This window comes from Pseudomonas capeferrum (assembly GCF_000731675.1).
Lineage (GTDB): Bacteria > Pseudomonadota > Gammaproteobacteria > Pseudomonadales > Pseudomonadaceae > Aquipseudomonas > Aquipseudomonas capeferrum.
The window spans coordinates 911,076-936,438 of sequence record NZ_JMIT01000001.1 but is presented as its reverse complement, the minus strand read 5'-3'; the positions used below and the strand labels follow the sequence as shown (position 1 = coordinate 936,438).

Here is a 25,363-nt window from a genome sequence, read left to right as displayed (position 1 = left end):
TGTTATGGCGACGCCATGGCAGGCGCCTGCAACAGACAGAGCAACGGTTGTGCCAGCGTCGCCCAGCCCCGTCGAAACAGCCATGCCAGAGCGGTTCGAGCGCAAACGGCCTGCGCTTGTCTGCAGGCTGTGGCTGCAGCAGCCATGGCACAGCTGATGCGGCCGTGACACAGGTGTGTCAGCCCTTGCTGCAGGCTTTCAATGCCGCTTGGTTCTGTGTAAAACAGGCACATCAGCCCACTGCAAAGGACTCACCCGCATGATCTACCGTCCCCTCGGCCAAAGTGGCCTGCAGGTTTCCGCCCTTACCTTGGGCAGCATGATGTTCGGCGAGCAGACCAGCACCGAAGACGCCCTGCGGATCATCGAAAAAGCCTGGGATCAGGGCATCAACTTCATCGACACCGCCGATGTCTACAACGCTGGGCGCTCGGAAGAAATTGTCGGCGAAGCCGTGGCACGTCATCGCCAGGACTGGATCGTCGCCTCCAAGGTTGGTTTTGGCCCCGCCGACGGCCTGCCCAACCGCAGCGGGTTGTCGCGTAAACATGTGTTCAATGCCATCGATGCCACGTTGACGCGCATGGACCTGGACTACCTGGACATCTACTACCTGCACCGCGAGGACCACAAGGTGCCGCTGGAGGAGACCGTGCAGGCGATCGGCGACCTGCTGCGCCAGGGCAAGATCCGTTACTGGGGCGTGTCCAACTTCCGCGGCTGGCGTATTGCCGAAATCTGCAACCTGGCCGAGCGCCTGGGCGTGGCCAAGCCGGTAGTGAGCCAGCCGCTGTACAACATCGTCAACCGCCAGGCAGAACCCGAGCAATTGACCGCAGCGGCCTACCATGGCCTGGGCGTGGTACCGTTCAGCCCCTTGGCCCGCGGCGTGCTAAGCGGCAAGTACGCACCTGGCTCGGTACCGGATGCCGGCAGCCGTGCCGGGCGCCAGGACAAGCGCATCATGGAAGTGGAGTGGCGCCAGGAGTCACTGGCCATCGCTCGCCAGATCCAGGCATACGTCGAGGCCAAGGGCGTGGGTATCGTGGAATTTGCGATTGCCTGGGTGCTCAACAACCAACAGGTCAGTTCGGCGATTGTCGGGCCCCGCACCGAAGCGCAATGGGACACCTATGCCGGGGCACTGGAGGTGAAGATCACGGCAGAGGATGAAGCGTTCATCGATTCGCTGGTGACGCCGGGGCATGCATCTACCCCAGGTTTCAATGATGTGGCGCACTTTGTCAGCGGACGACTGGCGCGCGGTTGAAGGCAGATCGGCAAGGGGCTATGAAGCCCCCTGGCCAGCCATCGAGCAGTTAATCTAGTTCAAGGGTGGCTCATCTTCGATGACGATGTTCACCGCATAGAACAGCCCATCTTCCCGCTGCTCGATTTCATAACTGACGTGCTGACCCTCGCGGATGATTGGGGCACCTTGGCCGCCGTCCCCCATCAGAAACACCACCTCGCCAACCCCCGGTGCTACAAACTGGGGATCAACCTGTGCTAACGACATTGCGGTCAGCGACTGCGCTTTTTTGGGCATGAGCAGCACCTCCTGTTGTGTTTGACTGGTCACTGTTATCAGTAGCCTGGAGCAAACTATTCACGGATCACTGTAAATAATCGCCCATCGGCAAGCAGACGGCTACTAGCACTATTACCAGGTAATCCCTGTTGATCGGGCGACCACGGCTACTGTCCAGCCAAAACGAAAAAAGCCCCATATCTTTCGATACGGAGCTTTTTTTACACGTTACACAATTGCCTGGCTTCACATCGTTCGATCAAGGACCTCGGTCAACCCGCAAGGTTGCGGGTGCCTGTTCGAACGTTGAGCCGGCTGGTACGTGTCTTACTCAGGACGCACTTGGGCGGCCTGCATGCCTTTTTGCCCTTTTTCGGCAACGAAGCTGACAGTCTGGCCTTCTTTCAGCGACTTGAAGCCGTCCGATTCAATGGCTTTGAAATGAACGAAGAGATCGTCGCCACCGCCCTGTGGGGTGATGAAGCCGAAGCCTTTTTCATCGTTGAACCATTTAACTGTACCGGTTTGTCTGTTGGACATGCTCTGAGCCCTCGATGGCTGTTTTGATGCGTTTTCCGTGAAATTTACAACGAGGGCCATGTCAAACAACAAGCCCCTGCAAGCCACATATTGAGCGCTTTGTCGGCGAGAAGCTACTAACAATTTTACCAGTATCGAAAATAGCTGAATCCTGTACCCGAATTCACCGGCAAAATGCCCCTGTACCCCTTCAAATAAGCGCATTGATCACCAGCAAATGCACCGGGTAGAACAGGTACCCCCAGCGCCCCACCGCTGGCACGCGCCACTCATCACGACGTAATAGCAAACAGCCGAACGGCACCGCCAGGGCAGCGGCGGCCAAAGTCAGCAGGGTGAACGGCGCGAGCGGATGTTCGCGCAACCAGCCGTTGGTCAGGTTGCCCGCCATTGCCAGCAGGCACGGCAGCAGCCACGTCAGCGCGCCCAGGCGGCGGGCCATGAGCCAGGCGGCCGGCAACAGCACGCCGGCCAGGCCGTACATCAGGCGTTCACTGAACAGGGCCGCAGCCGCCAGGGCTACCAGGCCAAGTACCCGTGCTGCCACCTGATGCTGCTGCACGCCCAAAGCTACCAGGAGCCCAAGGGCCAGCGTCGGCATCACACTGAACGTTTGCGAACCGCTGTCCAGCCAACGGTAGGGCCATTCGGACACTACTGAAAACACCAGCATCGCGCCCAGGTAGCGCAGGTTGACGCCGGTTGACAGCGCCCCCCCGTGCCGGCGCCCGACATTGACGGCGATAGCCAGGCAAAACAGCGGGAAGGCCAACCTGCCAAGGATGAACAAACCTTCGGCACGCGGCCATATGAAGCGCAGGTGGTCGGCGACCATGGTCACGATCGCCACCCACTTGACCAGGTCCAGCCCTGCCGAGCGCATCCCCTAGTGCCCGCGCTGTGCCGCCGTCGGCGCCAGGTAGCGGGAGGTCCAGGCAGCCAGCGGCAGCGGCGGTTGCTGGTCGACGATGCGCCGCCAGATCAAGGCCAGGTCATGGCTGTTGAACATCGACGCTACCCCTGCCCCCTGCCATGCCGTGGGGGTATCGGCAACCCAGTGCCCCTGGCTGTCGCGGTGGGCCATGTTGAAACGGAAGGTGTAGTTGCCTGGAATCCCCATGCGCAGGTCGGTCACCACCAGCGCGCCGTCGACCTCGTCGTAACGCAGCCAGTCACCGGTGAACCAGCGCAGGCGTTGATGCAGTGGCGCAACGGCAAGCGCCGAAGCCAGTTCAAGGTTGCGGGGCAGGCGCTGCATTTCCGGCGGATGTTGATCGAGCCAACTGCTGACACCTTCGTAGTACGCCCCGTCCGGGGTCTTGGCCAGCACGCGCCAGATCAGGCTGTTGAAGGCGATAGGCACGGCGCGTACGTCACTGGCCGGGATGCCTTGGTGGTCCAGGGCTGCCTGAAAACGCTGCTCCGCCTGCATGCGCCCGGCCAGGCCAAAGCCCAGGTAGGCGGTACTGAAGACCAGTGCCAGGGTCATCAGCCTCACGGCCTTGCCCGTTACCCCCTTGGCAAGGGTGTAGACCACTGCGGCCAGCAGCGGCACGGTATAGACCGGGTCGATGATGAATACCGCCGCCCAGCTTTGCGGGGTAACCGACAGCGGCCAGAACAGTTGCGTGCCATACACGGTAAAGGCATCGAGCACCGGGTGGGTGACCAGCACCAGCCAGAACGCCAGGAACAGCCGCGGCAAGGTGTAGCCTTTGCCCGGCCAGTACCTGTTGACACACCAGGCCAGCAACAGCGCCAGCCCGGTGAGGACGAACAGGGAATGGGAGAAACCCCGGTGGTAGGTCATCTGCGAGACCGGGTCGGCGTAGCGGATGATCACGTCCAGGTCAGGCAGGGTGCCCAGCGCGGCGCCATACAGCAGCGAACGGCGGCCCTGGATGCGGCCGAGCACAGTGCCCTGCAGGGCGGCGCCGAGTACGGCTTGGGTCAATGAGTCCAAGGGGGAGTTCCTGTGTGGATGACCCAGGAAAACTACCCCTCTCCAGCCCTGCGGTGCAAATGCGGTTCAGTGACAAAAGGTGGCAACAGCCGGGCGATGGGTATTCACAGCAACTGCCAGGTGTACACCAGGATCAGGCGGTTCTCATCGATATCACTGCGGTAGTTGGAGCGGGCCATGGCATTGCGCAGCCGGATCCCCAACCCTTTCAGCAGCCCGCTCTGCACCGCGTAGCCGATATCCAGGTCCCGCTCGCGGTCACGGCCCTCATAGCCCAGCCCGGTATCGACATTGTTGCCGGTGATATAACGCACCCCTGCCGTCAACCCGGGTACGCCCATGGCGGCGAAATTGTAGTCGTAGCGCAGCTGATAGGAGCGCTCGTCGGTATACGCGAACTCGTAGGTGGGGACCTCGTTACCCAACGGTGAGATGTTGGCGAATACCCGGGGGAACGGGCTGTCGCCGTAGATGCCCTGGTACCCCACATGCACGCTGTGCCCACCCTGCCGGGCGGTGAACAGCGAGAAGAAGGCCTGGTTGTCGATGGTGCCGAGCAGTGCGTCGCCGTCTTCGCGGGCGGTGAAGTACCCCAGGTTGGCACTCAGCACCCAGTCCCCCACGGGTTTGCTGTGCTTGAAGCCGACAAAACCTTGTTCGTAGATGTCTTCCAGCTGCCCGTACCACAGGCTGACACTGCTCTGGTTCGCATTGAACGCGTAGTCGCCCCCGACATAGTTGAACGCATCGCTTTGTGCCTGGCGCATCGGCACATGGCCGAGCATGGCGCTCATCTTGCCGTCGCCGCCTTCGTTGCGCAGGTGCGTGGACCGCAAATGCCCGCCCTGCAGGGTCAGGCCTTGCAGCTCGGACGTGCTTAGGCTCACCCCCTGGTAAGTCGGAGGTAACAGGCGGATATCGCTGAAGGTCAGCACCGGCAAGTTGGGTTGCAGCTCGCCAACACGCAGCTCGGTCTTCGACACCCTGGCCTTGAACGTCGGTGCCAGGCGGCTGTAGTCGTCTGCGGCGCGGCCATCGCCATGCACCGGCAGCAGGCCGGTATTGACCCGGTCAGGGCTGCTGTCGAGCTTGATGCCCAACAGGCCCAGGGCATCCACGCCAAAGCCGACCGTGCCGGGGGTGTACCCCGACTTGAAGTCGAGAATGAAGCCCTGGGCCCACTCCTCGGCCTTGGACTGCTGATTGGCCCCGACGATGTCCGAAAAGTCACGGCTGAAGTAGTAATTACGGGCGCTGAGGCTGGCTTTCGAATCTTCGAAGAAGCCGCCATCAGCGGCCAGCGCAGGTTGGCTGAGCAAGGTCAGGCCGATGGCAACGCAAGGGGTGTGGTTCATTCCGAAGCTCTCTTGATCTTGTTGTTATGGGTAAAGCGCTGGGAACACGGGGCTCATGGGGTACGGCGCAATACCTCGCTCGCTTGCGGCCGACGCAGCCTGAGCAGCGCATGCGCCAACAGGCCGAACAACAGCCCCCAGAACGCCGCCGACAGGCCAAGGAAAGACACCCCCGAGGCGGTGACCAGGAAGGTGAACAGGCCGGCATCGCGCTCCGTAGGCTCGGCCAGGCTGCGCGCCAGGGCTTCGCTGATCGCCCCGTACAGGGCAAGCCCGGCAAGGGCCGCGATCAATGCCGCAGGGAAGGCAGCAAACAGCGACATCAACGTGGCACCGGCAACCCCCAACAGCAGGTACAACACGCTGCCGGCGACGGCCGCGACATACCGCCGGCGCGGGTTTTCATGGGCCTCATGGCCGGTGCACAGGCTGGCGGTGACGGCTGCCAGGTTCAGGCCGTGGCAACCGAAAGGTGCCAGCAAGGCGCCGCCGATGGCGCTGGCACCGATCAAAGGGCTGGCCGGTGTGGCGTACCCGGCGTTACGCAGCACCGCCATCCCTGGCATGAACTGCCCGGTCAGGGCCACCAGCACCAGTGGCAGCGCCAGGCTGAACACCGCCGCCAGGCTGAACTGCGGGGTAACCCACTGTGGCGAGGCCAGTTGCAGCACCAGGGCCTCACTGCGGAACGCGCCGCTGGCCACGGTGACGACGGCCCCTATGCACAATACGGCGGCCACCGCATAACGCGGCTGAACCCTGCGCATCAGCACATAGGTAACGAACATCGCCAGTACCAGCAGCGGTTGCACGGGCAAGGCGCGGAACACCTCGGTGCCGAAACTGAACAGGATGCCCGCCTGCATGCCAGCAGCGATGGACCCGGGCAGGCGTGTGATGATGCGGTCGAAGGCCCCGCTGATGCCGATCAGCAGCAGGATCAGGTTCGCCACCAGGTAGGCCCCCACGGCCTGCTCCAGCCCTAGTGCCGGCAAGGCAGTCACCAACAGGGCCGAACCCGGGATCGACCAGGCGATCACCACCGGCACCCGATAGCGCAGGCTCAGCAATGCGCCGAGCACACCGCTGCCCATGGAAACGGCCCACACCCAGGACGACAGCTGGCCGTGAGGCATGTGCGCGGCCTCGGCGGCGTGGAAGATGATCACCAGCGGGCCGGCGTAGGAAATCATCGTCGCCAGGCAACCGGCGACGATGGCGGACAGCGAGCTGTCCTTGAACAGGGTTTTCATGGTACCTCTCGCAAGGCTTGGGGCGGGTGTGTGGATCAGGCCTCTTGCAAGGCCTGTGGTCTTGCTAGGCCTGCGCAGCCGTAGCCAGGCCATGCCGCCGGCCACTGACCAGGTGCACGGCCATGGCCAGCGCAGCAATTGCGCCAGGGATGGCGAACGCGATGAAATTGAGTTGCAACGGCAGGTTGATGCCCATCAGTGCGCCCCCCAGCAGCGGGCCGACGATGGCGCCGTTGCGGCCGATCCCCGAGGCCCAGCCAAGGCCGGTGGAGCGTACCGACAGGCCGTACATCTGCGCCGCGCCGGCGTACAGCAGTATTTGCGTGCCGATGGTGGTGGCGCCGGCGATGAAGATCAGCAGGTACAGCACCGGCATCGGGCTGTTCACGCCCAGCAAGCTGATCGACAGTGCCGCAGCGATGAAGAAGCCGACCTTGACCTTCACCAGGTTGTAGCGGTCGCCCAACCAGCCCCCCAGAATAGCCCCGGCCATGCCGCCAAAGTTCAGCACCAGCAGGAACGACAGGCTCGAACCCAGGCTGTAACCTGCGTTGGCCATCAGTTTTGGCAGCCACGAGCTGAGTGCGTAGACCATCAGCAGGCAGCAGAAAAACGCCAGCCACAGGGCCAGGGTGCGCACGGCAAGGCCGTTGCGAAACAGCTCCACGACAGCGTTGCCGCCGCCCTTGCGGTCCGTTGCCTGCAGCGTGTCGCCAGGCTGTATGTCGCAAGCGGGGTCGAGCTTCTTGAGCAGTGCGCGGGCTTCATCGGTGCGCCCTTGGCGTACCAGAAAACCAATGGATTCTGGCAGGTAGTAGAGAATCACCGGCAACAGCAACAGGGGTACGGCTGCGGCGAAGAACATCGACTCCCAACCGAAACGCGGCAACATGAAGATACCGACGCCTGCCGAAAGCATGCCGCCCATCGAGTAGCCACTGAACATGATCGCCACCAGCGTGCTGCGCAGGCGTTTTGGCGCATATTCGTTCATCAGTGCCACGGCGTTGGGCATCAACCCACCGCAGCCCAGGCCGGCGATAAAGCGGTAGATCCCAAACTCGCTGGGGCTGCTGGCGAAGCCGTTGAGGATGGTTGCCGTGGAAAACAGGGCAAAGCACAGGGCGATGCCCTTCTTGCGCCCGATCCGGTCGGCCAGGCTGCCGAATACCAGGGCGCCGAACATCATCCCGAACAACGCGTAGCTGCCCAAGGCGCCGGCCTGCAGTGGCGTCAGCCCCCACTCCTTCATGATCACCGGCAACACCACGCCGTAGATGAACAAGTCATAACCGTCGAAGATCAGCAACAGGCCGCACCAGGCCATGACCATCCAGTGGAAGGGTGTGAAGCGCGCGTTATCGATGATCGGGTGTACGTCAAGGGTTCGCATGGCAGCTGTCTCTATTGTTTTTGTTGTGGAAGAAAACCTTTGCCTTAGGGGGTGGCTCAGCCGAGGTCGCCGCCCCCTACCGGCAGGGTCACACCGGTGATGTAGGAGGCCTCGTCGGAGGCCAGGAAGAGGATTGCGCCAACCTGCTCGTCGATGCTGCCGTAGCGGTGCATCAGGCTGCTGTCGAGGGTCTGGTCGACGATTTGCTGGTACCAGGCCTTTTCCTGCTCGCTCTGCTCGGCGCTGTTGCGTGGCACCCGCCGCGGCGGCGCCTCGGTGCCGCCAGGGGCGGTGGCATTGACGCGGATACCGCGGCCGGCGGTTTCGAAGGCCAGGCAGGCGGTCAGTGCGTTCACGCCGCCTTTGGCCGCGCCGTAGGGCACGCGGTTGACGCCACGGGTGGCGATGGACGAAACGTTGACGATGGCCCCTGCCCCCCGTTCCAGCATGTAGGGCAAGGCGGCGTGGCAGCACCATAAGGTCGGGAACAGTGAGCGGCGCACTTCGGCCTCGATCTGTTCCACTTCATAGTGTTCGAAGGGCTTGGCCCAAATGGTCCCGCCGACGTTGTTGACCAGGATGTCGAGGCGCCCGAAGGCCTCGACTGCAGCGGCCATGACCCGGGCACAATCGCTGTGCTGCTCGAGGTCGGCGGTGAGGGTCAGCATGCCCTCCCCGGCCAGTTCGTGCACCAGCTCGGAACGGTCCACCGCCACCACTTGCGCGCCTTCGGCCTTCAGCCGCCAGCACACCCCTCGGCCAATGCCCTGGGCAGCACCGGTGACCAGGGCGACTTTATCGTGAAATCTTGTCGTCATCTGAAACGCTCCATATTGATGCTGTCTGTGTGGGAGCGGCAGCCCCCACGAACGCTCAGGCCGCAGCCGCCGCGAACTTCTCGTAGTAGAAGTTCACCGGCGTAATCCCCTGCTCACGCACGTACTGGCTGACCGCCTCGACCATCGGCGGCGGCCCGCACAGGTACACATCCACATCGCCGTCGTTGAGGTGGCGCGGCTCGATGTGCTGGGTGACGTAACCCTTCTGCGGATGCTGGCTGTCAGGGTTGGCCACGCAGGCACTGAAGGTGAAGTTGGGGATGCGCGCCGCCAAGGCCTGCAGGCGGTCCAGTTCGACCAGGTCGAAGTCGTTGGTCACCCCGTAGATCAAGTGCAGCGGGTGTTCGCTGCCCTGCTCGGCGATCTTCTCCAGCATGGCGGTGAAGGGTGCCAGCCCGGTTCCACCGGCCAGCAACAGCAGCGGCCGCTGGATCGGCCGCAGGTAGAAGCTGCCCAGCGGCCCTGCCAGGCTCATGCTGTCGCCGGCCTTGGCCAGGCTGGTGAGGAAACTGCTCATCAGCCCGCCGGGTACGTTACGGATCAGGAAGCTGACTTCGCCGTCCTTTTGCAGCGAGCTGAACGAGTAGGCGCGGCTCTGCTCGCTGCCCGGCACCTTGAGGTTGACGTACTGCCCCGGCAGAAACGCCAGCCGGCTCAACGCCTCGCCTTTGATAGACAGGGCAATGGTGCTCGCCGACAACTGGCGCACATCGCTGATGGCGGCCTCGAAGCTGGCCTGCTCGGTCTTGCACAGTTGCGAAGACGCCGGGATGCGTAGCACGCAGTCGGCTTCGGCGCGCATCTGGCAGGTCAGCACGTAGCCTTCGGCGATTTCGTCCTCGTTCAGGGCGTCTTCGATGAAGTTGTCGCCCAGGTCGTAACGCCCGGCTTCGGCCTTGCACTTGCAGGTGCCGCAGGCGCCGTCGCGGCAGTCCAGCGGGATGTTGATGCCCTGGCGATAGGCAGCGTCGGCCACGGTTTCATGGCCATCGGCCTCGATGAAGCGGGTCACCCCGTCTTCGAAATTCAGTGCGATCTGGAAGCTCATGTAGCACCTCGCGGGCGAGCGTCGCCACGGCGCGCCAAGCGGCACACCGAGCGGCTCGCGTTACCTCGGATCAGATGTGGTAGATGTCGATGACCTGGCGCACGTAGTCGTTCTTCAGCACCACCTTCTTGGCCTGGATCAGCGGTTGCTCGCCGCGCAGGTCAAGGGTGTAGAAGCTGCTGCCGAAGTAGCTGTCGGTGGTCTTGTAGCGAAAGCTCAGGGTGTGCCAGTTGAAGCGCACCTGGCAGTAGCCCTCGCCTTGCTCGACGATCTCGATGTTGCTGATGTTGTGCGAGGTGCGGGTATCCGGCACGGTCGCACTGGAGCGCTCGGTCTTGATGCGGAACACCCGGTCCTCGAGGCCGCCACGGTTGCCGTACCAGATCAGCGATATCTCGCTTTGCGGGTCGGTGGTGAGGCGGTCGTCATCGTCCCACGCCGGCATCCAGAAGCTGGCATCGGCGGCATACAGCTCCAGCCACTGGTCCCACTGGGCATCGTCCAGGAAGCGCGCTTCGCGGTAGAGGAAGTCGCGCACGGTTTCGTAGAGGCTCATTGCACGGCCTCCACGGGGATCAGTTGCTGGTCATCCTTGAGCGCCTGGATCATGGTGTCCTGCCAGTACTTGTGCTGCAGCACGAACAGGCCTTCGTCCTCGGTGCGCACACCCGACAGCAGCGGTTTGAGCTCGATTTCGCGGGCCGCCTCGTCGGCGCCTTCGACCCAGTGCGCAGCGCCGCGGGACATGTCGTTCCAGCCGGTACCGCCGCCGTAGCCGGTCTGGCACGAGCGGAACTCTTCCAGGTCGTCCGGGGTGGCCATGCCACTGACGTTGAAGAAGTCCTCGTACTGGCGGATGCGCTTGGCGCGGGCATCGGTGCTTTCGCCTTTGGGCGCAATGCAGTAGATGGTGATTTCGGTCTTGTTCACCGAAATCGGCCGGGCAATGCGGATCTGCGAACTGAACTGGTCCATCAGGTACACATTGGGGTACAGGCACAGGTTGCGCGAGTTTTCGATCATCCAGTCGGCGCGTGCCTGGCCGAAGTCGGTGACCAGCTCATCACGGCGCTCGAATGCCGGGCGGTCCTCGGGGTTGGCCCAACGGGTCCACAGCAGCAGGTGGCCGTGGTCGAAGGAATAGAAGCCCCCGCCTTGCTTGGCCCAGGCACCGGCGCTCATGGTCTTGATCTCGTCACCCGACTCGCGCTGTTTGCGCTGGTTCTGGGTGGCGGCGTAGTTCCAGTGCACGGAGCTGACGTGGTAGCCGTCGGCGCCGTTCTCGGCAGTGAGCTTCCAGTTGCCTTCGTAGATGTACGAACTGGCGCCGCGCAGCACTTCCAGGCCTTCAGGCGACTGGTCGACGATCATGTCGATGATCTTGGCCGACTCGCCAAGGTGCTCCACCAGCGGTTTGACATCGGCCTTCAGGCTGCCGAACAGGAAGCCCCGGTACGACTCGAAACGCGCGACCTTGGTCAGGTCGTGGGAGCCATCGCAATTGAAGCTGTCGGGGTAGCCGGCGTTGCTCGGGTCTTTGACCTTGAGCAGTTTGCCGCTGTTGTTGAAGGTCCAGCCGTGGAACGGGCAGGTGTAGCTGGCGCGGTTGCCGCGTTTGTGCCGGCACAGCATGGCACCACGGTGGCTGCAGGCATTGAGGAAGGCGTTGAGCACCCCGTCCTTGTTGCGCGCGATGAAGATCGGCTGGCGCCCCATGGTCAGGGTGAGGAAGTCGTTCTTTTCGGGGATCTGGCTTTCATGGGCCAGGTAGATCCAGTTGCCCTCGAAGATGTGTTTCATCTCCAGGTCGAACAGCCGTGGGTCGGTGAACATCTCGCGCTTGCAGCGGTAGATGCCCTGTTCACGGTCGTCCTCGAGCATGGCATTGAGGTAGTCGAATCCCAGGGACATGGCCAGGGTCTCCATTGTTATTGTTCAGACCATGTCAGGTTAGGGATCAAGGCGTGGTGGCAATATCCTTTTCGTGCAGAGTGCTATCCGCTTTGTGCACATCAACCGCGGTTGCGCAGCGTTACCGAGGGCAATACCCCATAGCGCTGCCGGTAGGTTTCCGAAAAGCGTCCCAAGTGCAGGAAGCCATAGTCCATGGCAAGCTCGGTCACACTCCTCACGCTGCAACTCGCATCGCTCAGGCATGCATGCACCCGCTCCAGCTTGCGCAGCCGCACATAATGTTTGGGCGTGGTACCTAGGTGCCGATCAAACAGCGCATACAGCGACCGCAAGCTCATGCAGGCCTGCTCTGCGAGCACCTCGGCTGACAGTTCAAGCTTCAGGTTGCGCTCGATGTAATCCAGTATCCGCTCCAGGCTCGCCGCCGGCGTATTCAGGCTTTCGCGCCGAATGTTGGTGCTCATCAAGGTCAGCAGTTTGCTCGCGACAATCTGGCTGTAGTGCCCCTGCACGCGGGGCAACGGCTCATTCACCTCGGCTTCATGGCAGACCATGGCCAGCAAGTTGACGAACCCGTCCAGCTCCTCCAACCGGTAATGGTTGCGCAAGAACCGCACGCCGCCATCAGGCCGCTGCCAGCGGTGCTCGTCACAGATCGAATCGAGCAACCGGGTCGGCACCTTGAGGATGAATTTCTCGCAGTCTTCCGAGTAGGTCAGGTCAACCGGGTCGTCGGGGTTGATCAGCAGCAGCTCGCCGGGCACCAGGTGATGCTCGCGCTGGTGCCCGCGCCACAGGCAGTTGCCGTTGAGCAGCACCTGCAGGTGGTAGATGGTTTCCAGCGCTGGCGAGGTGACGCGCACGCTACCGCCGTAGCTGATGCGGCACAGGTCGAGTTCGGCGAACTTGCGGTGGCTGAGGCTGGCCTGGGGATGGGTGGTGCGGGACAAGCCGATGCAATGCTGGCCCACGTGCTGGTTCACATAGTCGGACACAGCATAGGGGTCGGCGTGATGAAACACGCTACTGCGCTCGCTCAGCAGGCGGCTTTCCATAGGCAAGGCACTCGGTTTCGTTATTGTTCTGGGCGCCGCTCCCTACGGGCTTGTGGCCAGTGGTTGCGGTCGATCACGGTCATTCTATCGGGCTGGGCGCAGGGAATTGGGGCAGGCGACAGCCGGTGAATGGCCACACTTAAGCAAAAAGGCGGGGGTTGGGCAATGCGACGATTGGAATGGGCGTGCGGATAGCGGACAAGGCGTCAATGCTTAATGTTCGATTACCGAACACTATTATGCGCTCTGCTGCACCGCCCAGCCTTGGCTGCGCGCCCGGAACTGGCGCGGGGCGATGGCGAACAGCTCCCTAAAGCGCCGGTAGAAATGCGGAAAACTCACAAACCCACTAGCCACCGCCACCTCGGTCAGTGACTTGCTGGTGTGTTGCAGCAGCTGGCGTGCATGGGTCAGGCGCAGCTCCAGGTAATAGCGCGGCGGTGTCGCCTGCACGTGGCGGCGGAACAAGCGCTCCAGGTGACGACGCGACAACCCCGCATGCTCGGCGATTTCGTCGATCCCGATCGGGTCTTCGATATTGGCATGCATCAGCTCAAGGGCCAAACGTACACCCTTGGGCAGGCTCGGGTCGATTTCCGCTGCGCTGGCCGGCGCATCACTCATCACCCGCGCGCGGTCGCACGCCAGCATCTGCTCCACTGCCCGGCGCAATAGCGGGCCGCCGCTGTGTTCAAGCAACGCCAGCATCATGTCCAAGGCACTGCTGGCGCCCGCGCAGCTCAAACGCCGGCGGTCCAGGACATGGGCCTGGCGGCTGACCCGTACCTTGGGGAACAGCTCGCTCATCATCGCCCGGCCATCGGGGTGGAAGGCGCAGTCGTGATCATTGAGCAGGCCCGCCTCGGCCAGGAAGTAGGCGCCGTTCCACAAACCGCCGAGCTGGCAGCCATGCAGGTCGGCCTGGCGCAACTTGGCGCGCAGCAGCGGCGCGCTTTCCAGGCGCACCCGAAACCCACCGCACACCAACAGGCTGTCCAGGGCCAGCACATCCAGCTCAGCCAGTGGCGTGTTGACCGGCAAGGCGATGCCCAGGTCGCTCATGACCTGCGCCCCATCCCCTACCACCTGGATCTGAAACAGTGGCGTGGCGCTCATCAGGTTGGCGGTGACCAAGGTGTCCATGGCGGCGGTGAAGGCCATCATGGAGAAGTGCTCGCGCAGCACGAAGGCGACGCGTTGGCACGGCATCGACAGCGCGCTGCGGCCAGCCGCGTCCAGGTGGGCCAGGTTGGCGTTCTTGAGGGTGCTTTCGAAATGGCTCATGGTTTCAACTCTACTGCGAAAATCGCGGTGCCCTTCATCGCAGGTGAACCCGCGATGAAGCCAACACCGATGGACCAGGTTACTTGCTGGCCTGGGTCGCCGCTGCGCGCGACGCCTGCAGCCATTCATCGAACTGCTGGCGGTGCGCCGCCACCCACTCCTTGGCATGCCGGGTGATGTCGGCAGGCTTCTTCTCGCCCTGCTGCATCTTCAGGTTCTGCGCGCTCTCGTCAGCCGTGGTGATCTGCATCAGTGACAGGAACTTGGTGGCCGCCGGGTTCTCTTCGGCAAACTCCTTGTTCATCACAGCCTCGACCTTGTCGACCGCAAAGCCCAGGTTCTTGCCCTTGTACATCGTGTCGACCGCGTTGTTGCCATCGGGTAGATCGGTCTTCGGCACTTCCAGCCAGACCACATCCTTGTCCTCGACCAGCACGGTGGAAATCCACTGTGGCACCCAGGTGAAGTACAGGATCGGCTTGCCTTCCTTGTAGCGGGTGATGGTGTCGGCCATCAGCGCGAAGTACGAACCCTGGTCCACGTGCACGCTATCGCCCAGGTCGTAGGCCTTCATGTGGTGGGCGATGACCAGCTCGCAGCCCCAGCCGGGGTTGCAGCCGGTGAGGTTGGCCTTGCCATCGCCGTCGGTGTCGAACAACTTGGCGATCTCTGGCTTTTTAAGGTCGGTGATGGACTTGATGTGGTACTGCTCAGCGGTCTTCTTGTCGATCAGGTAGCCCTGCAGCACGCCTGGCATGATGTCGCCGGCCTTGACCATCACGTCATTGCCACCGGCCTGCTGGTAGAACTTGTCGTGCAGCTTGTCCCACAGGTGCACGGTGAAGTCGGCATCGCCGTTGGCCAGCGCCACCATCATCACGCCGTATTCGGTTTCCTTGGGTTCCTGGACCTTGTAGCCCAGTTCGCGCAGGCCCTCCATGGCCACCTCGCCACGGAAGCGCTCCTCGGCAATGGAGGGGAAGATCGGCGTCACCTTCACGCCTTCGCCCGGCTGGTCGGCCGAAGCGTTGGCGCACAGCGAGGCGATGATCAGGGCCAAGGCACTGGCGCCTTGCAGGATGCTGCGGGAAAACATGGATTCCAACATCGTCGCGTACCTTCTTGTGGTTTTTATAGCGTGTGCGGCAGTTCGAAATGGGGTTGTATCAGGCGGTCTTGCGCCGCCCTGCAGCTTGCCCTGCACCGCTCAGGCGCAGCACCACGCCCACCGGCCCGGTGTGGTACCAGCGCAGGCTCGGGTCGGCGCTGCTGCGCGCGCCCATGGCCTGGGTCAGGCGGTCGAGGAAGATCGCCAGCAGCACCAGCCCGACGCCACCGACCGTGGCCAGGCCCATGTCCAGCCGGCCGATGCCGCGCAGCACCATCTGGCCCAGGCCGCCGACCGAGATCATCGAGGCGATGACCACCATCGACAGCGACAGCATCAGGGTCTGGTTGAGCCCGGCCATGATGGTCGAGGTGGCCAGCGGCAGCTGCACCCGGGTCAGCATCTGCCGCGGCGTGCAGCCAAAGGCGCGGGCGGCTTCGATCTTGTCTTCCGGCACCTGGCGGATGCCCAGGTTGGTCAGGCGCACCAGCGGCGGCAGGGCAAACACGATGGTCACCAGCACGCCCGGCACGTTGCCGATGCCGAACAGCATCACTACCGGCACCAGGTAGACGAACGCCGGCAGCGTCTGCATGGCATCGAGCAGCGGGCGAATGATACTTTCCAGGCGGTTGCTGCGGGCGCAGACGATGCCCAGCGGAATACCGATCACCGCGCAGAAGAACACCGAGGTGAGCACCAGTGCCAGGGTGGTCATCGACTCCGACCAGACGCCAATCAAACCGAGCAGGGTCAGGGTGACAAAGCACAGCAGCGCCATGCGCTTGCCGGCCAGCTGCCAGCCGAGCAACGACGACAGCAGGATGCCAATGGTGGGTGGAATGCTCTGCAGGGTGAACTCGATGCCATTGAGCACCTGGTCGATCGGCCAGCGAATGGCGCGGAACACCTCGCGGAAGTTGTGCACAAGGAAGTTGAGGGTGGCGGTGACCCAGTCACCCAGGGGGATGGTGGCCGCCTGGAACGGGTCGAGCAGGCTGAATTCGGACATGGGACAACCTCGCGTAGGTTCAGTGGCGGCTCAGGGACTGCAACGGCGCGCTGTTTGCCAGGCTGGCGCACTGGCAGCGGCTATTGAAGGTCTTGAAGAACGCGCGCACATAGTCGTTGGCCGGCTGGTTGATCAGCGCTTGCGGCGTGCCGATCTGCACCACCCGTCCGCCCTCCATGATCGCGATGCGGTGGCCAATGCGGATAGCCTCCTCAATGTCGTGGGAAATGAAGATGATGGTGCGCTGCTGTTCGGCCTGCAGGCGCATCAGTTCGCCCTGCATCTCGCTGCGGATCAACGGGTCGAGGGCCGAGAACGCTTCGTCCATCAGCAGGATGGTCGGGTCGTTGGCCAGCGCCCGGGCCAGCCCCACCCGTTGTTGCATACCACCGGAAAGTTGGTGCGGGTAGCTGTGCTCGTGGCCGGCCAGGCCAACCTGGCTCAGCGCTTCGCGGGCACGGCTGTGGCGCTCGGCTTCGCCGACGCCGGCGATTTCCAGGCCAAAGGCCGTGTTCTGCAGCACGCTCATGTGCGGCATCAGGGCAAAGGACTGGAACACCATGCCCATTTCCTTGCGGCGCACATCAAGCAAGGCTTTATCGGACAGCCCGGTGATTTCACGGCCGTTGAGGTGGATGCTGCCAGAGGTGGGTTCGATCAGGCGGTTGAACAGCCGCACCATGGTCGACTTGCCCGAGCCTGACAGGCCCATGATGACGAAGATTTCGCCACGCTTGACGGAAAAGCTTGCATCGAACACGCCGACGACGTGGCCGGTCTTGCTGAAGATTTCGTTCTTGTCGGCGCCCTTGCGGAGCATCTCCATGGCCATGTTCGGGTTGGGGCCGAACACTTTGAAGATGTTGTTTACCGAAAGAATCTCATCGGCATGGCTCATACGACCCTCTTTATTATGCTTATAACCAATCTATCAACTTCGCACTTTCAATAAGGCGGGTAGATCAGTGCGAGTACGCTTGGCAGTCCGTTCAAAATCGAACGTGAGTCAAAACCGGCACGCAGAAAGTCCTGCTTCAAAAAGTTATTCGACATCGATGTCTCAATGTCGCGCCGGTATTTCACGTTATGCCTAGCTCCAGAGCGGGTCCAACGACATTTGCAGGGCGCTAACCATTACCTGAAGTTATCAATTGGGCGGCAGCCCCGGTGGCAGAGCGCTTGTGCATTTACCGCAGGGTGCGCAAAGGCTAGAGTGAGGGCCTTGGCTAGACGAAGGACCCCACCCCAGCACTATGGTCAGACACTCCGAACCCGATCAGACCCTGCTCAAGATGCCTTCGCTGCGCGCGGTCAAAGTGTTCGTCGCGGCCGCCAAATACCAGAACTTCACCCGTGCCGCCGAAGCGCTGTGCGTGACCCAGGCGGCGGTAAGCCGGCAGATCCGCGAGCTGGAGACCTACCTGGGTGCCGAACTGTTCACCCGGGTCGGCCGCGCGGTGGAGCTGACCGTGGCCGGGTCGATCTTCTTCGATGCGGTGCAGTTATCGTTCGTCAACATCTCCCAGGCGGCCGAGCGAATCCGCAGCAATACCAACACCAAGCACGTGGTCACCCTGTGCTGCTCACCGGCGTTTGCCGCCTTGTGGCTGGGGCCACGGATGCCGAAGTTCTTCGACGAGAACCCGGATATCGACATCAACCTGGTGACCACCCAGAACTTTTTGTCGATGGAGCCTGGGGTGCGGCCGGACATCTACATCACCAAGCTGGGCAAGATCCAGGCGGACTATAGCTGCCACCCGCTCAACCATGACCTGATCTACCCGGTGTGCAGCCCGCACTACCTGGCCCAGCACCCGCAGCTGGCCACCCTGGAAGGCATTCGCGACGGCTCGCTGCTCAACCTCAGCCCTTATGGCCGCTCGCAGGTGGCCGAACACGTGGACTGGAACGTTTGGTTGGCGTTCCATGATGTCGACCTGAAAAGCCGCTCCAGCACGGCGCCGCATTTCTTCAATGCCAATGACTACAACCTGCTGGTGCAGCTTGCCTTGGGCAGCCAGGGCGTGGCGTTGGGCTGGCACCATCTGGTGGCCCCGCTCGTTGCCCAAGGGTTGCTGGTGCGGCCGGTGGCGCAGCAATTGGAGCTCAAGGACACCTTCCACTTCCTGGCCTTCAACGAAGACAAGGAACATGAGCCCAGCTGCCGACGCCTGCGCGATTGGCTGCTGTCAGCGTTCCAGCCGCTGTTGTAGAGCGGCCTTGCGTCGCGCAAGGGCGCAGCTACCGCTCGGCGTTTTTCCCGACATCCAACCCCATGCATCTGGTACAACCGCGCCATGCCGACCTTCTTCCTTACCCACCTGCGCCGCCGTTGGCTCACCTGGCTGTGCGCCACCCTGCTGGTCATCGGCCTCCCCACCGGCTGCGTCGTTCTGCAGCACAAAGAGCGCGAGCTGGTGTTCCGCATCGAGCCGGGCCAGGCCAGCTGGTTCCGCGGCCTGCCCAGCGGGGTGCAGGAACTTGACCTGCGCCCGCACAGCTTCACCGACAACCAGAGCCTGCACGCCTGGTGGTGGCCGGCTAAACGCGCCGATGCGCCTGCAATCCTTTACCTGCACGGCGTGCGTTGGAACCTCACCGGGCAATTGTTCCGCATCGAGCAGTTGCATGCCATGGGCTATTCGGTGCTGGCCGTGGATTACCGCGGCTTTGGCCAGAGCCGTGGCGGCCTGCCCTCCGAGGCGACGGTGTACGAAGATGCGCAGATCGCCTGGGCACGCTTCGCCCAGCTGCAACCTGATGCCAACAAGCGGTTGATCTTCGGCCACTCCCTGGGGGGCGCGGTCGCGGTCGAGCTGGCCACGGCGCTTGCACGGCAAGCCCACAAGGACGGCAGCCCGCCCCCCGCTCGGGGTTTGATACTCGAATCCACCTTCACCTCCCTGGGCGACGTCGCTGCGGCTGTCGCCGATACCACCCTGCCCGTGCGTTGGCTGATGTCGCAAAAATTCGATTCGCTGGACAAGATCAAGGACGTAGGCCTGCCGTTGCTGCTGGTGCACGGGCTGGACGATCGCTTTGTACCCTCGCGGTTCAGCCGACAGCTGTTCGACGCAGCGCAAGAGCCGAAGACCTTGTTGCTGGTGCCGGGGGCTACCCACAACAACAGCATGAGCCTGGCAGGGCAACGGTATCGGCGGGCGATTCAGGCGTTGTTGTGAAGGCAGGGCATTCACTGCACCGGCAAAAAATTCATCAGCAACAGGCTTTGCGCATAGTTGAGCCCGATCCGCCGATAGCGCTCATCCAGCAGCTCTGCGAGCAAATCCAGGCGCGCGACGATCTTGCCGAACTCAACGGCGAAACTCAGGTTGCTGCCCTCCTCTGAAATCTCGTTGGAGAACAGCAACAGCACGCCATTGGCATCCTGGCGCTGGCTGAGCATCCAGGTGGCCTTCTCGATATTGCGCGCCGCGTTGTTGACAAACAGCGGGTCGATGGTGTCGGTCATGTAGAACTCGGAGCGCCCGCCATGGGCGGTGATCAACATGCTGCCGATGGCGTAGATGAACGCACCGACCCGATCGCCACGAAACTCCGGGCTCAGGGCGTAACTCAGGGCCGCAAGGTCGCGCCGATTGCCCAACTGCGCCAAGGGTTGGCGCTGCTCGATGGCGATGCGAATCTGCCGCTCAGCCGTGGCGGCATCGACGTAGCCGGACATCTTCCACTGGTTCGGGTTGCGCAGGTACAGCTTGTTCATCAGCAGGTACAGGCTTTGCAGGTTGTCGCGCATGGACAGCGTCGCCAGGCGGTCGACACTGGTCTGGAACAGCTCGCTGGGCTTGCCGTTGCCAAACTGGCTGACGATGTCACGGCCCTGCTCCTGGGTGCAGGCACACAGGCAGGTCAAGGCGCCTGCCAGCAGCAGGCCGGGGAGGGTTTTGAAAGGGCTTGCAACCATCGGCACCGGGTCGATATTCGGCGGCCGCACCGGGGATCAGCGCGGCCTGGCCAAGCATAGAGCGCACAAACCGGAAAAAGTGCGATGGTTGCGGTAACTGGGTATCAGGACTTGCCCCGCGAAGAGGCCGCCATCGACAACACAGCACTTACAGGGCGTGGCGCAGCATCTCCACCATCTGCGCGTGCAGTACCGGGTCACCACACGCCACCACACAGCCGCCATGCTGCGCCGAGCTGCCGTCCCAAGCCGTGATCAGCCCGCCCGCCCCTTCGATGATCGGCATCAATGCCTGCACGTCATACGGCTGCAGGCTGGCTTCGACGATCACATCGACAAAGCCCGAAGCCAGCATGCAGTACGCATAGCAGTCACCACCATAACGCATCAGCCTGGCCTTGCCGGCAACCGCCTCGAAGGCCGCCTTGCGTTCGGCGGTGTCGAACATGTCCGGCGTGGTGCACATCAGCGTGGCCGAGGCCAGGTCGGCGCAGGCGCGGGTCTTCAGCGGGGTGCCGCTGCTCCAGGCACCTTGCGGGGTGCCGACGAAGCGTTCGCCGGTGAAGGGCTGGTTCATCACGCCTACGACCGGGCGTACACCGTCGTTCAGGGCAATCAACGTGCCCCACAGCGGCAAGCCGGTGATGAAGGCGCGGGTGCCGTCGATCGGGTCGAGCACCCAGGTCAACGGGCTGGTCCCCACCGCCACGCCCTGCTCTTCACCCAGAATGCCGTGCTCGGGGTAGCGGGCCTGGATCAGTTCGCGCATGGCGTCTTCGGCCGCCTTGTCGGCCACCGTCACCGGGTCATACAAGCGCCCGCCCTTGTCCTCGACGTCCAGGCTGGCGCGAAAATACGGCTTGATCGCCAGCGCGGCGGCATCAGCCAGCTGCTCGGCAAAGGCGCGGTATTCGACGATCTGTTCAGCACTCAGGGACATGGGGCAGGCCTCTTGAAGATAGTGGGGCCAGCATCATACCCGACAAGCCGCGGCGCACCAGCCGCCCAGCACCATGGCCACTATTATGACATTATCGCCACTTCATTTAACCGTCACCCAATCGTTGTACTAGGATACCCATCACCTCCCGAATGCGGCCCAGGATGCGGGCCAGCAGGCAGACGGGGATTTGCACCACCGAACCTCATGGATGACACGATGAATTCGCACCTGCTCTACCCGCAAATTGGCAAAGTGATTGCCAGCACCGGCAGCCGCCAGTTCCCGCGCATGCTGCACGACCTGATCCAGGCCCACCTGACCATCGATGCCACGCACATACGCCTGTTGCCAATGGCACCGGCCGGCTATGACAGCCACGCCACCCTGATCGACGAGACGGTGTTTTCCTCGGACGAGCCGCCGGCCAGGGATTTCAGCGACCCTTCGCGCTTGCACATGATCCGCCGCAAAGGCGATTCGCGCTATGAGATCCATGTCCTGCGCGCCGACTCGACCTACGGGTTTTCGGCCTTCGAACGCAACCGCCTGGACGATATCTCGCCGCTGCTGTTGCCGATGCTGGAGAAACACATCAATGCCTTGCAACCCGCCCCAGAGCGCCCCCCCCAGGAGAGCCTGGAGCAGCGCTTTACCGACCGCCTGGGGCAATCGGGGCTGAAGTTGTCAGAACGTGAGTGCCAGGTGTGCCTTGGCCTGCTGGCCGGGCTTACCGCCCCGGAGCAGGCCGAGCGGTTGGCCTTGAAGGTGAATACCGTCGAGAGCTATTTGCGCCGGGCGGCGATCAAGCTGGGGATCAGCGGGCGGCATTCGTTGATGCGCTGGATGTATACCGCCGATTGATCATGTGTTGCCTGTCACGGCCTCTTCGCGGGGCAAGCCCGCTCCCACAGAGTAAGCACAGTCTCTGTAGGAGTGCAGTCTCTGTAGGAGTGCAGTCTCTGTAGGAGTGCAGTCTCTGTGGGAGCGGGCTTGCCCCGCGAAGAGGCCGGACAAGGCAAAACTCAATCCCGCGCCAACGCCTCGATCGGATCAAGCCGCGCAGCATTACGTGCCGGCACAAACCCGAACAACACGCCAATCAAGGTCGAACAGGCAAACGCCATCACGATCGAGGCTGGCGAGAACACCATCTCCCACTGTTTGACGAACAACTCGAACAGATAGCCGATCCCGTACGACAAACCAATGCCAACCACCCCGCCAAACAGGCAGACCATCACCGCCTCTACCAGAAACTGCTGGCGGATATCCGACTGCCGCGCCCCCACCGCCATGCGAATACCGATTTCCCGGGTGCGTTCGGTCACCGACACCAGCATGATGTTCATCACCCCGATACCACCGACCACCAGCGAGATCACGGCAATCAGCGACAGCAGCAAGGTCAGCGAGCGGCTGGTCTTCTGCACCGTCTGCATGATGCTGTCGAGGTTGTTGGTAAAGAAGTCCTTGGTGCCGTGCCGTTGCAGCATCAGTTTGGTCACCTCCTCCTCCACCCGCTTGCTCGGCACGCCGTCCTTGATGCGCACGCTGATGCTGTCCAGATGGCGCTGGCCGAGTACGCGGCCAGCGGCGGTCTCGTAGGGCACCCAGATGTTCAGCTGGTTGCTGGCGACGAACAGGTTCTTGTTCTCGGCCGTGACGCCGATCACCGTGCACGGCAGGTTGCCTACCAGGATCACCTGCCCGAGCGGGTCGACATGGGGGCCGAACAGCCGCTTGCGGGTGTTGTGGTCGATCACCACCACCTGGGCCTGGCGCCGGGCGTCGTCGGCACTGAACACGATGCCTGCAGCCAGGGGTATGTTGCGCACCTGGAAGTAGTGTTCGCTGACGCCATTGAGCTGCACGTCGACGTCCAGGTTGCGGTAGCGCACCAAGGTGCTCTGGCCGATCACCGGGGTGGCACTGTCAACGTAGTACAGCGCGTTGAGCGCGGTCACGTCGGCCGGCACCAGGGTCTCGATGGTCTTGGCCCGGCTATCACCGAAGTTGCTGCCCGAATAAATATCGATGGTGTTGCTGCCGATCGCCTGGATGTCCTTGAGCACATAGCCCTTGGCGCCCTCGCCGATGGCCGAGATGGACACCACCGAAGTGATACCGATGACGATCCCGAGCATGGTCAGCAAGGTGCGCATGCGGTGCGAGATCAAGGCGATCCAGGCCATCTTGAAGGCCTCGCGGAACATCCCCAGGCTGGCCACCAGGCGCCGGGCAGGTTCGGCGGCCCGTGGCGGCTCCGCGGCCGGGGTGGGCACGGCTACCGTGCCAGTGCGCCGGTCGCTGACAATCTGCCCGTCGCTGACCTCGATGATCCGTTCGGCATGGGCGGCGACCTTAGGGTCGTGGGTGACCAGGATTACCGTGTGCCCGGCCGCGTGCAGCTCCAGCAGGATGTTCATCACCTCTTTGCCACTGGCAGTGTCCAGCGCACCGGTCGGCTCATCGGCGAGGATCACCTGGCCGCCGTTCATCAGCGCCCGGCAGATACTCACCCGCTGCTGCTGCCCCCCGGAAAGCTGGCTGGGGCGGTGCCCCAGGTGCCCTACAAGGCCCAGACGCGTGAGCAACTCACGTGCCCGCGCGTGGCGCTGCGCTTGTGGGGTGCCGGCATACACCGCAGGGATCTCGACGTTGTGCAGGGCATCCAGGTGCGGCAGCAGGTGGTAGCGCTGGAAGATGAAACCGAAGTGGTCGCGGCGCAGCGCTGCCAGGGCGTCATCGCCCAGCGTGCGGGTCTCCTGCCCGCCAACCTGGTAGCTGCCGCTGCTGGCGTTGTCCAGGCAGCCGAGGATGTTCATCAAGGTCGACTTGCCCGAGCCTGATGCGCCGATGATCGCCACCAGCTCGCCACTGTGAATCTGCAGGTCGATGCCCTTGAGTGCCAGGAACTCGCGGTCGCCCGCCAGGAAGCTGCGGCTGACGCCCTGCAGGCGCAATAACGGTTCGCCGTTGCCGTTGGCCACGGCCAGGGGCGCGCTCAGCTCGACATTCATGTTCATGCTCACGCCCCTGCTTCGCCGGACACCGGATCACCAATCACCACCCGATCACCTTCGGCCAGGCCGTCCTTCACCTGTACCTTGACGTTGTTGTTGATCCCCGCTTGCACGTTGCGCACCTGGGCAAAGCCCTTGGCATCGAGCACCCGCACCGGGAAGCTGCCGTCGCCATTGCGTGCGCCCAGCGCTGCCACCGGCACGGTCAGCACCCCTTGGGCGGTGTCGAGGACGATATGCACCTGGGCCGTCATCGAGATGCGCAGGCGATGCTCGGGGTTCGGCACTTCGAACAACGCGTTGTAGAACACCGCACCATTGGGTTTGGCGGCGCTGCCATCGCTGTTGTCGGCGCTTTGCGCGTAGTTCTGCGGGGCAGGCTCGGTGCCGCGCAGCTTGGCGTAGTAGCGTTTGTCTTCGCCCAGGATAGTGAAGTACACCTGCTGGCCGGGGCTGATGTGGATCACGTCAGCTTCCGACACCTGCGCCTTCACGGTCATGGTGTCGAGGTCGGCCAGCTTGAGCAGCACCGGGGCCAGCTGGTTGGCGATCACGGTCTGCCCTTCCTGGGTGACGATGCCCACCACATGGCCGTTGATCGGCGCATTGATGCGGGTGTAACCCAGGTTGACCTTGGCGGTGTCGATTTCGACCCGGGCACTTTGGATCTGCGCATCGAGCGAGCGCACGGCGGCCTGCTGCACTTCGTACTCCGACTCGGCATTCTCGAAGTCCTGGCGCGACACCGACTCGTCGGCCTGCAGTTCGCGATAACGCTCATAAACCCGCCGGGCCTGCTTGAGCTGGGCCAGGGTCGAACGCCGTTCGGCCTGCAGCTTGTCCTCGTCGACTTCGGCCTGGCGCAAGGTGTTGCGCAGCACCAGCGGGTCGATCTCGGCCAGCCACTGGCCCTCGCTGACCTTGTCGCCCAGCTTGACCTTCAGCGACCTCAGCTGGCCCGAAACCTGGGCACCGACGTCCACCTGCTTGATGCCCTCCAACGTGCCGGTGGCCAGCACGGCGTTCTCGATATCGCCACGCTCGACCGTGGCGGTGATGTACTGCGGCGGCTTGGCCGGGGCCTGGATGGCATACAGCGTGATGCCGGCCACCAGGGCCACGGCGATGCCGAGGCCGAATTTGCGGAATCTGGACTTTTCCATGAACACTCACT

The 25,363-nt window shown here is 63.0% G+C and carries 24 protein-coding genes; 4 read left to right on the top strand and 20 right to left on the bottom strand.

What is annotated here, in order from left to right; genetic code table 11:
- The first annotated feature begins 259 nt into the window (after window positions 1-259).
- Complete coding sequence (locus tag PC358_RS04130; RefSeq protein WP_033697733.1) at window positions 260-1,270, top strand: aldo/keto reductase; 1,011 nt, start codon at window positions 260-262, stop codon at window positions 1,268-1,270.
- Between the two features lie 54 nt (window positions 1,271-1,324).
- On the opposite strand, the gene PC358_RS04125 is transcribed toward PC358_RS04130, so the two are convergent.
- The 16 genes from PC358_RS04125 to PC358_RS04050 form a co-directional block, all read right to left on the bottom strand.
- Window positions 1,325-1,549 (bottom strand): hypothetical protein, encoded by a 225-nt coding sequence (locus PC358_RS04125; protein WP_033697731.1) that lies wholly within the window; start codon window positions 1,547-1,549, stop codon window positions 1,325-1,327.
- Window positions 1,550-1,858: 309 nt separating this feature from the next.
- On the bottom strand, window positions 1,859-2,071 hold the full coding sequence (locus PC358_RS04120; RefSeq protein WP_003179963.1) for a cold-shock protein: 213 nt from the start codon (window positions 2,069-2,071) through the stop codon (window positions 1,859-1,861).
- A gap of 190 nt (window positions 2,072-2,261) precedes the next feature.
- Window positions 2,262-2,954 (bottom strand): TraX family protein, encoded by a 693-nt coding sequence (locus PC358_RS04115; protein ID WP_033697730.1) that lies wholly within the window; start codon window positions 2,952-2,954, stop codon window positions 2,262-2,264.
- A 3-nt stretch (window positions 2,955-2,957) separates the two neighbouring features.
- The gene (locus PC358_RS04110; protein WP_033697728.1) at window positions 2,958-4,034 is read right to left on the bottom strand and encodes a metal-dependent hydrolase; all 1,077 of its coding nucleotides are present in this window, start codon (window positions 4,032-4,034) and stop codon (window positions 2,958-2,960) included.
- A gap of 104 nt (window positions 4,035-4,138) precedes the next feature.
- Window positions 4,139-5,389, bottom strand: coding sequence for an OprD family porin (locus PC358_RS04105; RefSeq protein ID WP_033697727.1), 1,251 nt, complete (start codon window positions 5,387-5,389; stop codon window positions 4,139-4,141).
- Window positions 5,390-5,442: 53 nt separating this feature from the next.
- Window positions 5,443-6,642, bottom strand: coding sequence for a benzoate/H(+) symporter BenE family transporter (locus tag PC358_RS04100; RefSeq protein ID WP_033697725.1), 1,200 nt, complete (start codon window positions 6,640-6,642; stop codon window positions 5,443-5,445).
- Window positions 6,643-6,706: 64 nt separating this feature from the next.
- Window positions 6,707-8,035: an MFS transporter gene (locus PC358_RS04095; protein ID WP_033697724.1), complete on the bottom strand. Its 1,329-nt coding sequence runs from the start codon at window positions 8,033-8,035 to the stop codon at window positions 6,707-6,709.
- Between the two features lie 56 nt (window positions 8,036-8,091).
- On the bottom strand, window positions 8,092-8,853 hold the full coding sequence (locus PC358_RS04090; protein ID WP_033697722.1) for a 1,6-dihydroxycyclohexa-2,4-diene-1-carboxylate dehydrogenase: 762 nt from the start codon (window positions 8,851-8,853) through the stop codon (window positions 8,092-8,094).
- A gap of 55 nt (window positions 8,854-8,908) precedes the next feature.
- Window positions 8,909-9,922, bottom strand: coding sequence for a benzoate 1,2-dioxygenase electron transfer component BenC (benC, locus tag PC358_RS04085; RefSeq protein WP_033697720.1), 1,014 nt, complete (start codon window positions 9,920-9,922; stop codon window positions 8,909-8,911).
- Window positions 9,923-9,992: 70 nt separating this feature from the next.
- Window positions 9,993-10,478, bottom strand: coding sequence for a benzoate 1,2-dioxygenase small subunit (gene benB / locus PC358_RS04080; RefSeq protein ID WP_033697718.1), 486 nt, complete (start codon window positions 10,476-10,478; stop codon window positions 9,993-9,995).
- Window positions 10,475-11,833: a benzoate 1,2-dioxygenase large subunit gene (gene benA / locus PC358_RS04075; protein ID WP_033697717.1), complete on the bottom strand. Its 1,359-nt coding sequence runs from the start codon at window positions 11,831-11,833 to the stop codon at window positions 10,475-10,477. The genes benB and benA overlap by 4 nt, the downstream gene beginning before the upstream one ends.
- A 101-nt stretch (window positions 11,834-11,934) precedes the next feature.
- On the bottom strand, window positions 11,935-12,891 hold the full coding sequence (locus tag PC358_RS04070; RefSeq protein WP_033697715.1) for a helix-turn-helix transcriptional regulator: 957 nt from the start codon (window positions 12,889-12,891) through the stop codon (window positions 11,935-11,937).
- Between the two features lie 237 nt (window positions 12,892-13,128).
- The gene (locus tag PC358_RS04065; protein ID WP_033697714.1) at window positions 13,129-14,175 is read right to left on the bottom strand and encodes a GlxA family transcriptional regulator; all 1,047 of its coding nucleotides are present in this window, start codon (window positions 14,173-14,175) and stop codon (window positions 13,129-13,131) included.
- A gap of 79 nt (window positions 14,176-14,254) precedes the next feature.
- A complete protein-coding gene (gene proX, locus PC358_RS04060; RefSeq protein WP_033697712.1) occupies window positions 14,255-15,283 on the bottom strand; it encodes a glycine betaine/L-proline ABC transporter substrate-binding protein ProX in 1,029 nt (342 codons plus the stop codon).
- Window positions 15,284-15,341: 58 nt separating this feature from the next.
- The gene (gene proW, locus PC358_RS04055) at window positions 15,342-16,295 is read right to left on the bottom strand and encodes a glycine betaine/L-proline ABC transporter permease ProW (protein WP_033697709.1); all 954 of its coding nucleotides are present in this window, start codon (window positions 16,293-16,295) and stop codon (window positions 15,342-15,344) included.
- A 19-nt stretch (window positions 16,296-16,314) separates the two neighbouring features.
- A complete protein-coding gene (locus PC358_RS04050; protein WP_271910504.1) occupies window positions 16,315-17,193 on the bottom strand; it encodes a quaternary amine ABC transporter ATP-binding protein in 879 nt (292 codons plus the stop codon).
- Window positions 17,194-17,548: 355 nt separating this feature from the next.
- On the opposite strand from PC358_RS04050, the gene PC358_RS04045 reads away from it, so the two are divergent.
- Together PC358_RS04045 and PC358_RS04040 are read left to right on the top strand one after the other, a co-directional pair.
- Window positions 17,549-18,511, top strand: a complete 963-nt coding sequence (locus PC358_RS04045) for a LysR family transcriptional regulator (protein ID WP_033697708.1) — start codon at window positions 17,549-17,551, stop codon at window positions 18,509-18,511.
- Between the two features lie 84 nt (window positions 18,512-18,595).
- Complete coding sequence (locus PC358_RS04040) at window positions 18,596-19,480, top strand: alpha/beta hydrolase (RefSeq protein WP_033697707.1); 885 nt, start codon at window positions 18,596-18,598, stop codon at window positions 19,478-19,480.
- Between the two features lie 11 nt (window positions 19,481-19,491).
- Here the strand turns inward: PC358_RS04040 and PC358_RS04035 are convergent, their stop codons facing one another.
- Complete coding sequence (locus PC358_RS04035; RefSeq protein WP_033697706.1) at window positions 19,492-20,223, bottom strand: hypothetical protein; 732 nt, start codon at window positions 20,221-20,223, stop codon at window positions 19,492-19,494.
- Window positions 20,224-20,371: 148 nt separating this feature from the next.
- Window positions 20,372-21,163 carry a histidinol-phosphatase gene (gene hisN / locus PC358_RS04030; RefSeq protein WP_033697704.1) on the bottom strand — a complete coding sequence of 264 codons (792 nt, stop codon included), beginning with the start codon at window positions 21,161-21,163 and terminating at the stop codon, window positions 20,372-20,374.
- A 219-nt stretch (window positions 21,164-21,382) separates the two neighbouring features.
- On the opposite strand from hisN, the gene PC358_RS04025 reads away from it, so the two are divergent.
- Complete coding sequence (locus PC358_RS04025) at window positions 21,383-22,027, top strand: helix-turn-helix transcriptional regulator (protein ID WP_033697702.1); 645 nt, start codon at window positions 21,383-21,385, stop codon at window positions 22,025-22,027.
- 161 nt (window positions 22,028-22,188) lie between these two features.
- Here PC358_RS04025 and PC358_RS04020 read toward each other — a convergent pair whose 3' ends face one another.
- Complete coding sequence (locus PC358_RS04020; RefSeq protein WP_050506049.1) at window positions 22,189-24,192, bottom strand: MacB family efflux pump subunit; 2,004 nt, start codon at window positions 24,190-24,192, stop codon at window positions 22,189-22,191.
- Between the two features lie 2 nt (window positions 24,193-24,194).
- Window positions 24,195-25,352, bottom strand: coding sequence for a macrolide transporter subunit MacA (gene macA / locus PC358_RS04015; protein WP_033697701.1), 1,158 nt, complete (start codon window positions 25,350-25,352; stop codon window positions 24,195-24,197).
- Between the last annotated feature and the right edge of the window lie 11 nt (window positions 25,353-25,363).

What these genes read in the sequence shown, in the direction of transcription:
- PC358_RS04090 (WP_033697722.1), bottom strand. Translation starts at nt 8,853, where the DNA reads ATGACGACAAGATTTCACGATAAAGTCGCCCTGGTCACCGGTGCTGCC.
- PC358_RS04045 (WP_033697708.1), top strand. Translation starts at nt 17,549, where the DNA reads ATGGTCAGACACTCCGAACCCGATCAGACCCTGCTCAAGATGCCTTCG.
- PC358_RS04035 (WP_033697706.1), bottom strand. Translation starts at nt 20,223, where the DNA reads ATGGTTGCAAGCCCTTTCAAAACCCTCCCCGGCCTGCTGCTGGCAGGC.
- hisN (WP_033697704.1), bottom strand. Translation starts at nt 21,163, where the DNA reads ATGTCCCTGAGTGCTGAACAGATCGTCGAATACCGCGCCTTTGCCGAG.
- PC358_RS04120 (WP_003179963.1), bottom strand. Translation starts at nt 2,071, where the DNA reads ATGTCCAACAGACAAACCGGTACAGTTAAATGGTTCAACGATGAAAAA.
- PC358_RS04105 (WP_033697727.1), bottom strand. Translation starts at nt 5,389, where the DNA reads ATGAACCACACCCCTTGCGTTGCCATCGGCCTGACCTTGCTCAGCCAA.
- benB (WP_033697718.1), bottom strand. Translation starts at nt 10,478, where the DNA reads ATGAGCCTCTACGAAACCGTGCGCGACTTCCTCTACCGCGAAGCGCGC.
- PC358_RS04115 (WP_033697730.1), bottom strand. Translation starts at nt 2,954, where the DNA reads ATGCGCTCGGCAGGGCTGGACCTGGTCAAGTGGGTGGCGATCGTGACC.
- proW (WP_033697709.1), bottom strand. Translation starts at nt 16,295, where the DNA reads ATGTCCGAATTCAGCCTGCTCGACCCGTTCCAGGCGGCCACCATCCCC.
- PC358_RS04125 (WP_033697731.1), bottom strand. Translation starts at nt 1,549, where the DNA reads ATGCCCAAAAAAGCGCAGTCGCTGACCGCAATGTCGTTAGCACAGGTT.
- PC358_RS04050 (WP_271910504.1), bottom strand. Translation starts at nt 17,193, where the DNA reads ATGAGCCATGCCGATGAGATTCTTTCGGTAAACAACATCTTCAAAGTG.
- PC358_RS04130 (WP_033697733.1), top strand. Translation starts at nt 260, where the DNA reads ATGATCTACCGTCCCCTCGGCCAAAGTGGCCTGCAGGTTTCCGCCCTT.
- PC358_RS04095 (WP_033697724.1), bottom strand. Translation starts at nt 8,035, where the DNA reads ATGCGAACCCTTGACGTACACCCGATCATCGATAACGCGCGCTTCACA.
- proX (WP_033697712.1), bottom strand. Translation starts at nt 15,283, where the DNA reads ATGTTGGAATCCATGTTTTCCCGCAGCATCCTGCAAGGCGCCAGTGCC.
- PC358_RS04065 (WP_033697714.1), bottom strand. Translation starts at nt 14,175, where the DNA reads ATGAGCCATTTCGAAAGCACCCTCAAGAACGCCAACCTGGCCCACCTG.
- PC358_RS04070 (WP_033697715.1), bottom strand. Translation starts at nt 12,891, where the DNA reads ATGGAAAGCCGCCTGCTGAGCGAGCGCAGTAGCGTGTTTCATCACGCC.
- PC358_RS04025 (WP_033697702.1), top strand. Translation starts at nt 21,383, where the DNA reads ATGAATTCGCACCTGCTCTACCCGCAAATTGGCAAAGTGATTGCCAGC.
- benA (WP_033697717.1), bottom strand. Translation starts at nt 11,833, where the DNA reads ATGTCCCTGGGATTCGACTACCTCAATGCCATGCTCGAGGACGACCGT.
- PC358_RS04040 (WP_033697707.1), top strand. Translation starts at nt 18,596, where the DNA reads ATGCCGACCTTCTTCCTTACCCACCTGCGCCGCCGTTGGCTCACCTGG.
- PC358_RS04020 (WP_050506049.1), bottom strand. Translation starts at nt 24,192, where the DNA reads ATGAACATGAATGTCGAGCTGAGCGCGCCCCTGGCCGTGGCCAACGGC.
- PC358_RS04100 (WP_033697725.1), bottom strand. Translation starts at nt 6,642, where the DNA reads ATGAAAACCCTGTTCAAGGACAGCTCGCTGTCCGCCATCGTCGCCGGT.
- benC (WP_033697720.1), bottom strand. Translation starts at nt 9,922, where the DNA reads ATGAGCTTCCAGATCGCACTGAATTTCGAAGACGGGGTGACCCGCTTC.
- macA (WP_033697701.1), bottom strand. Translation starts at nt 25,352, where the DNA reads ATGGAAAAGTCCAGATTCCGCAAATTCGGCCTCGGCATCGCCGTGGCC.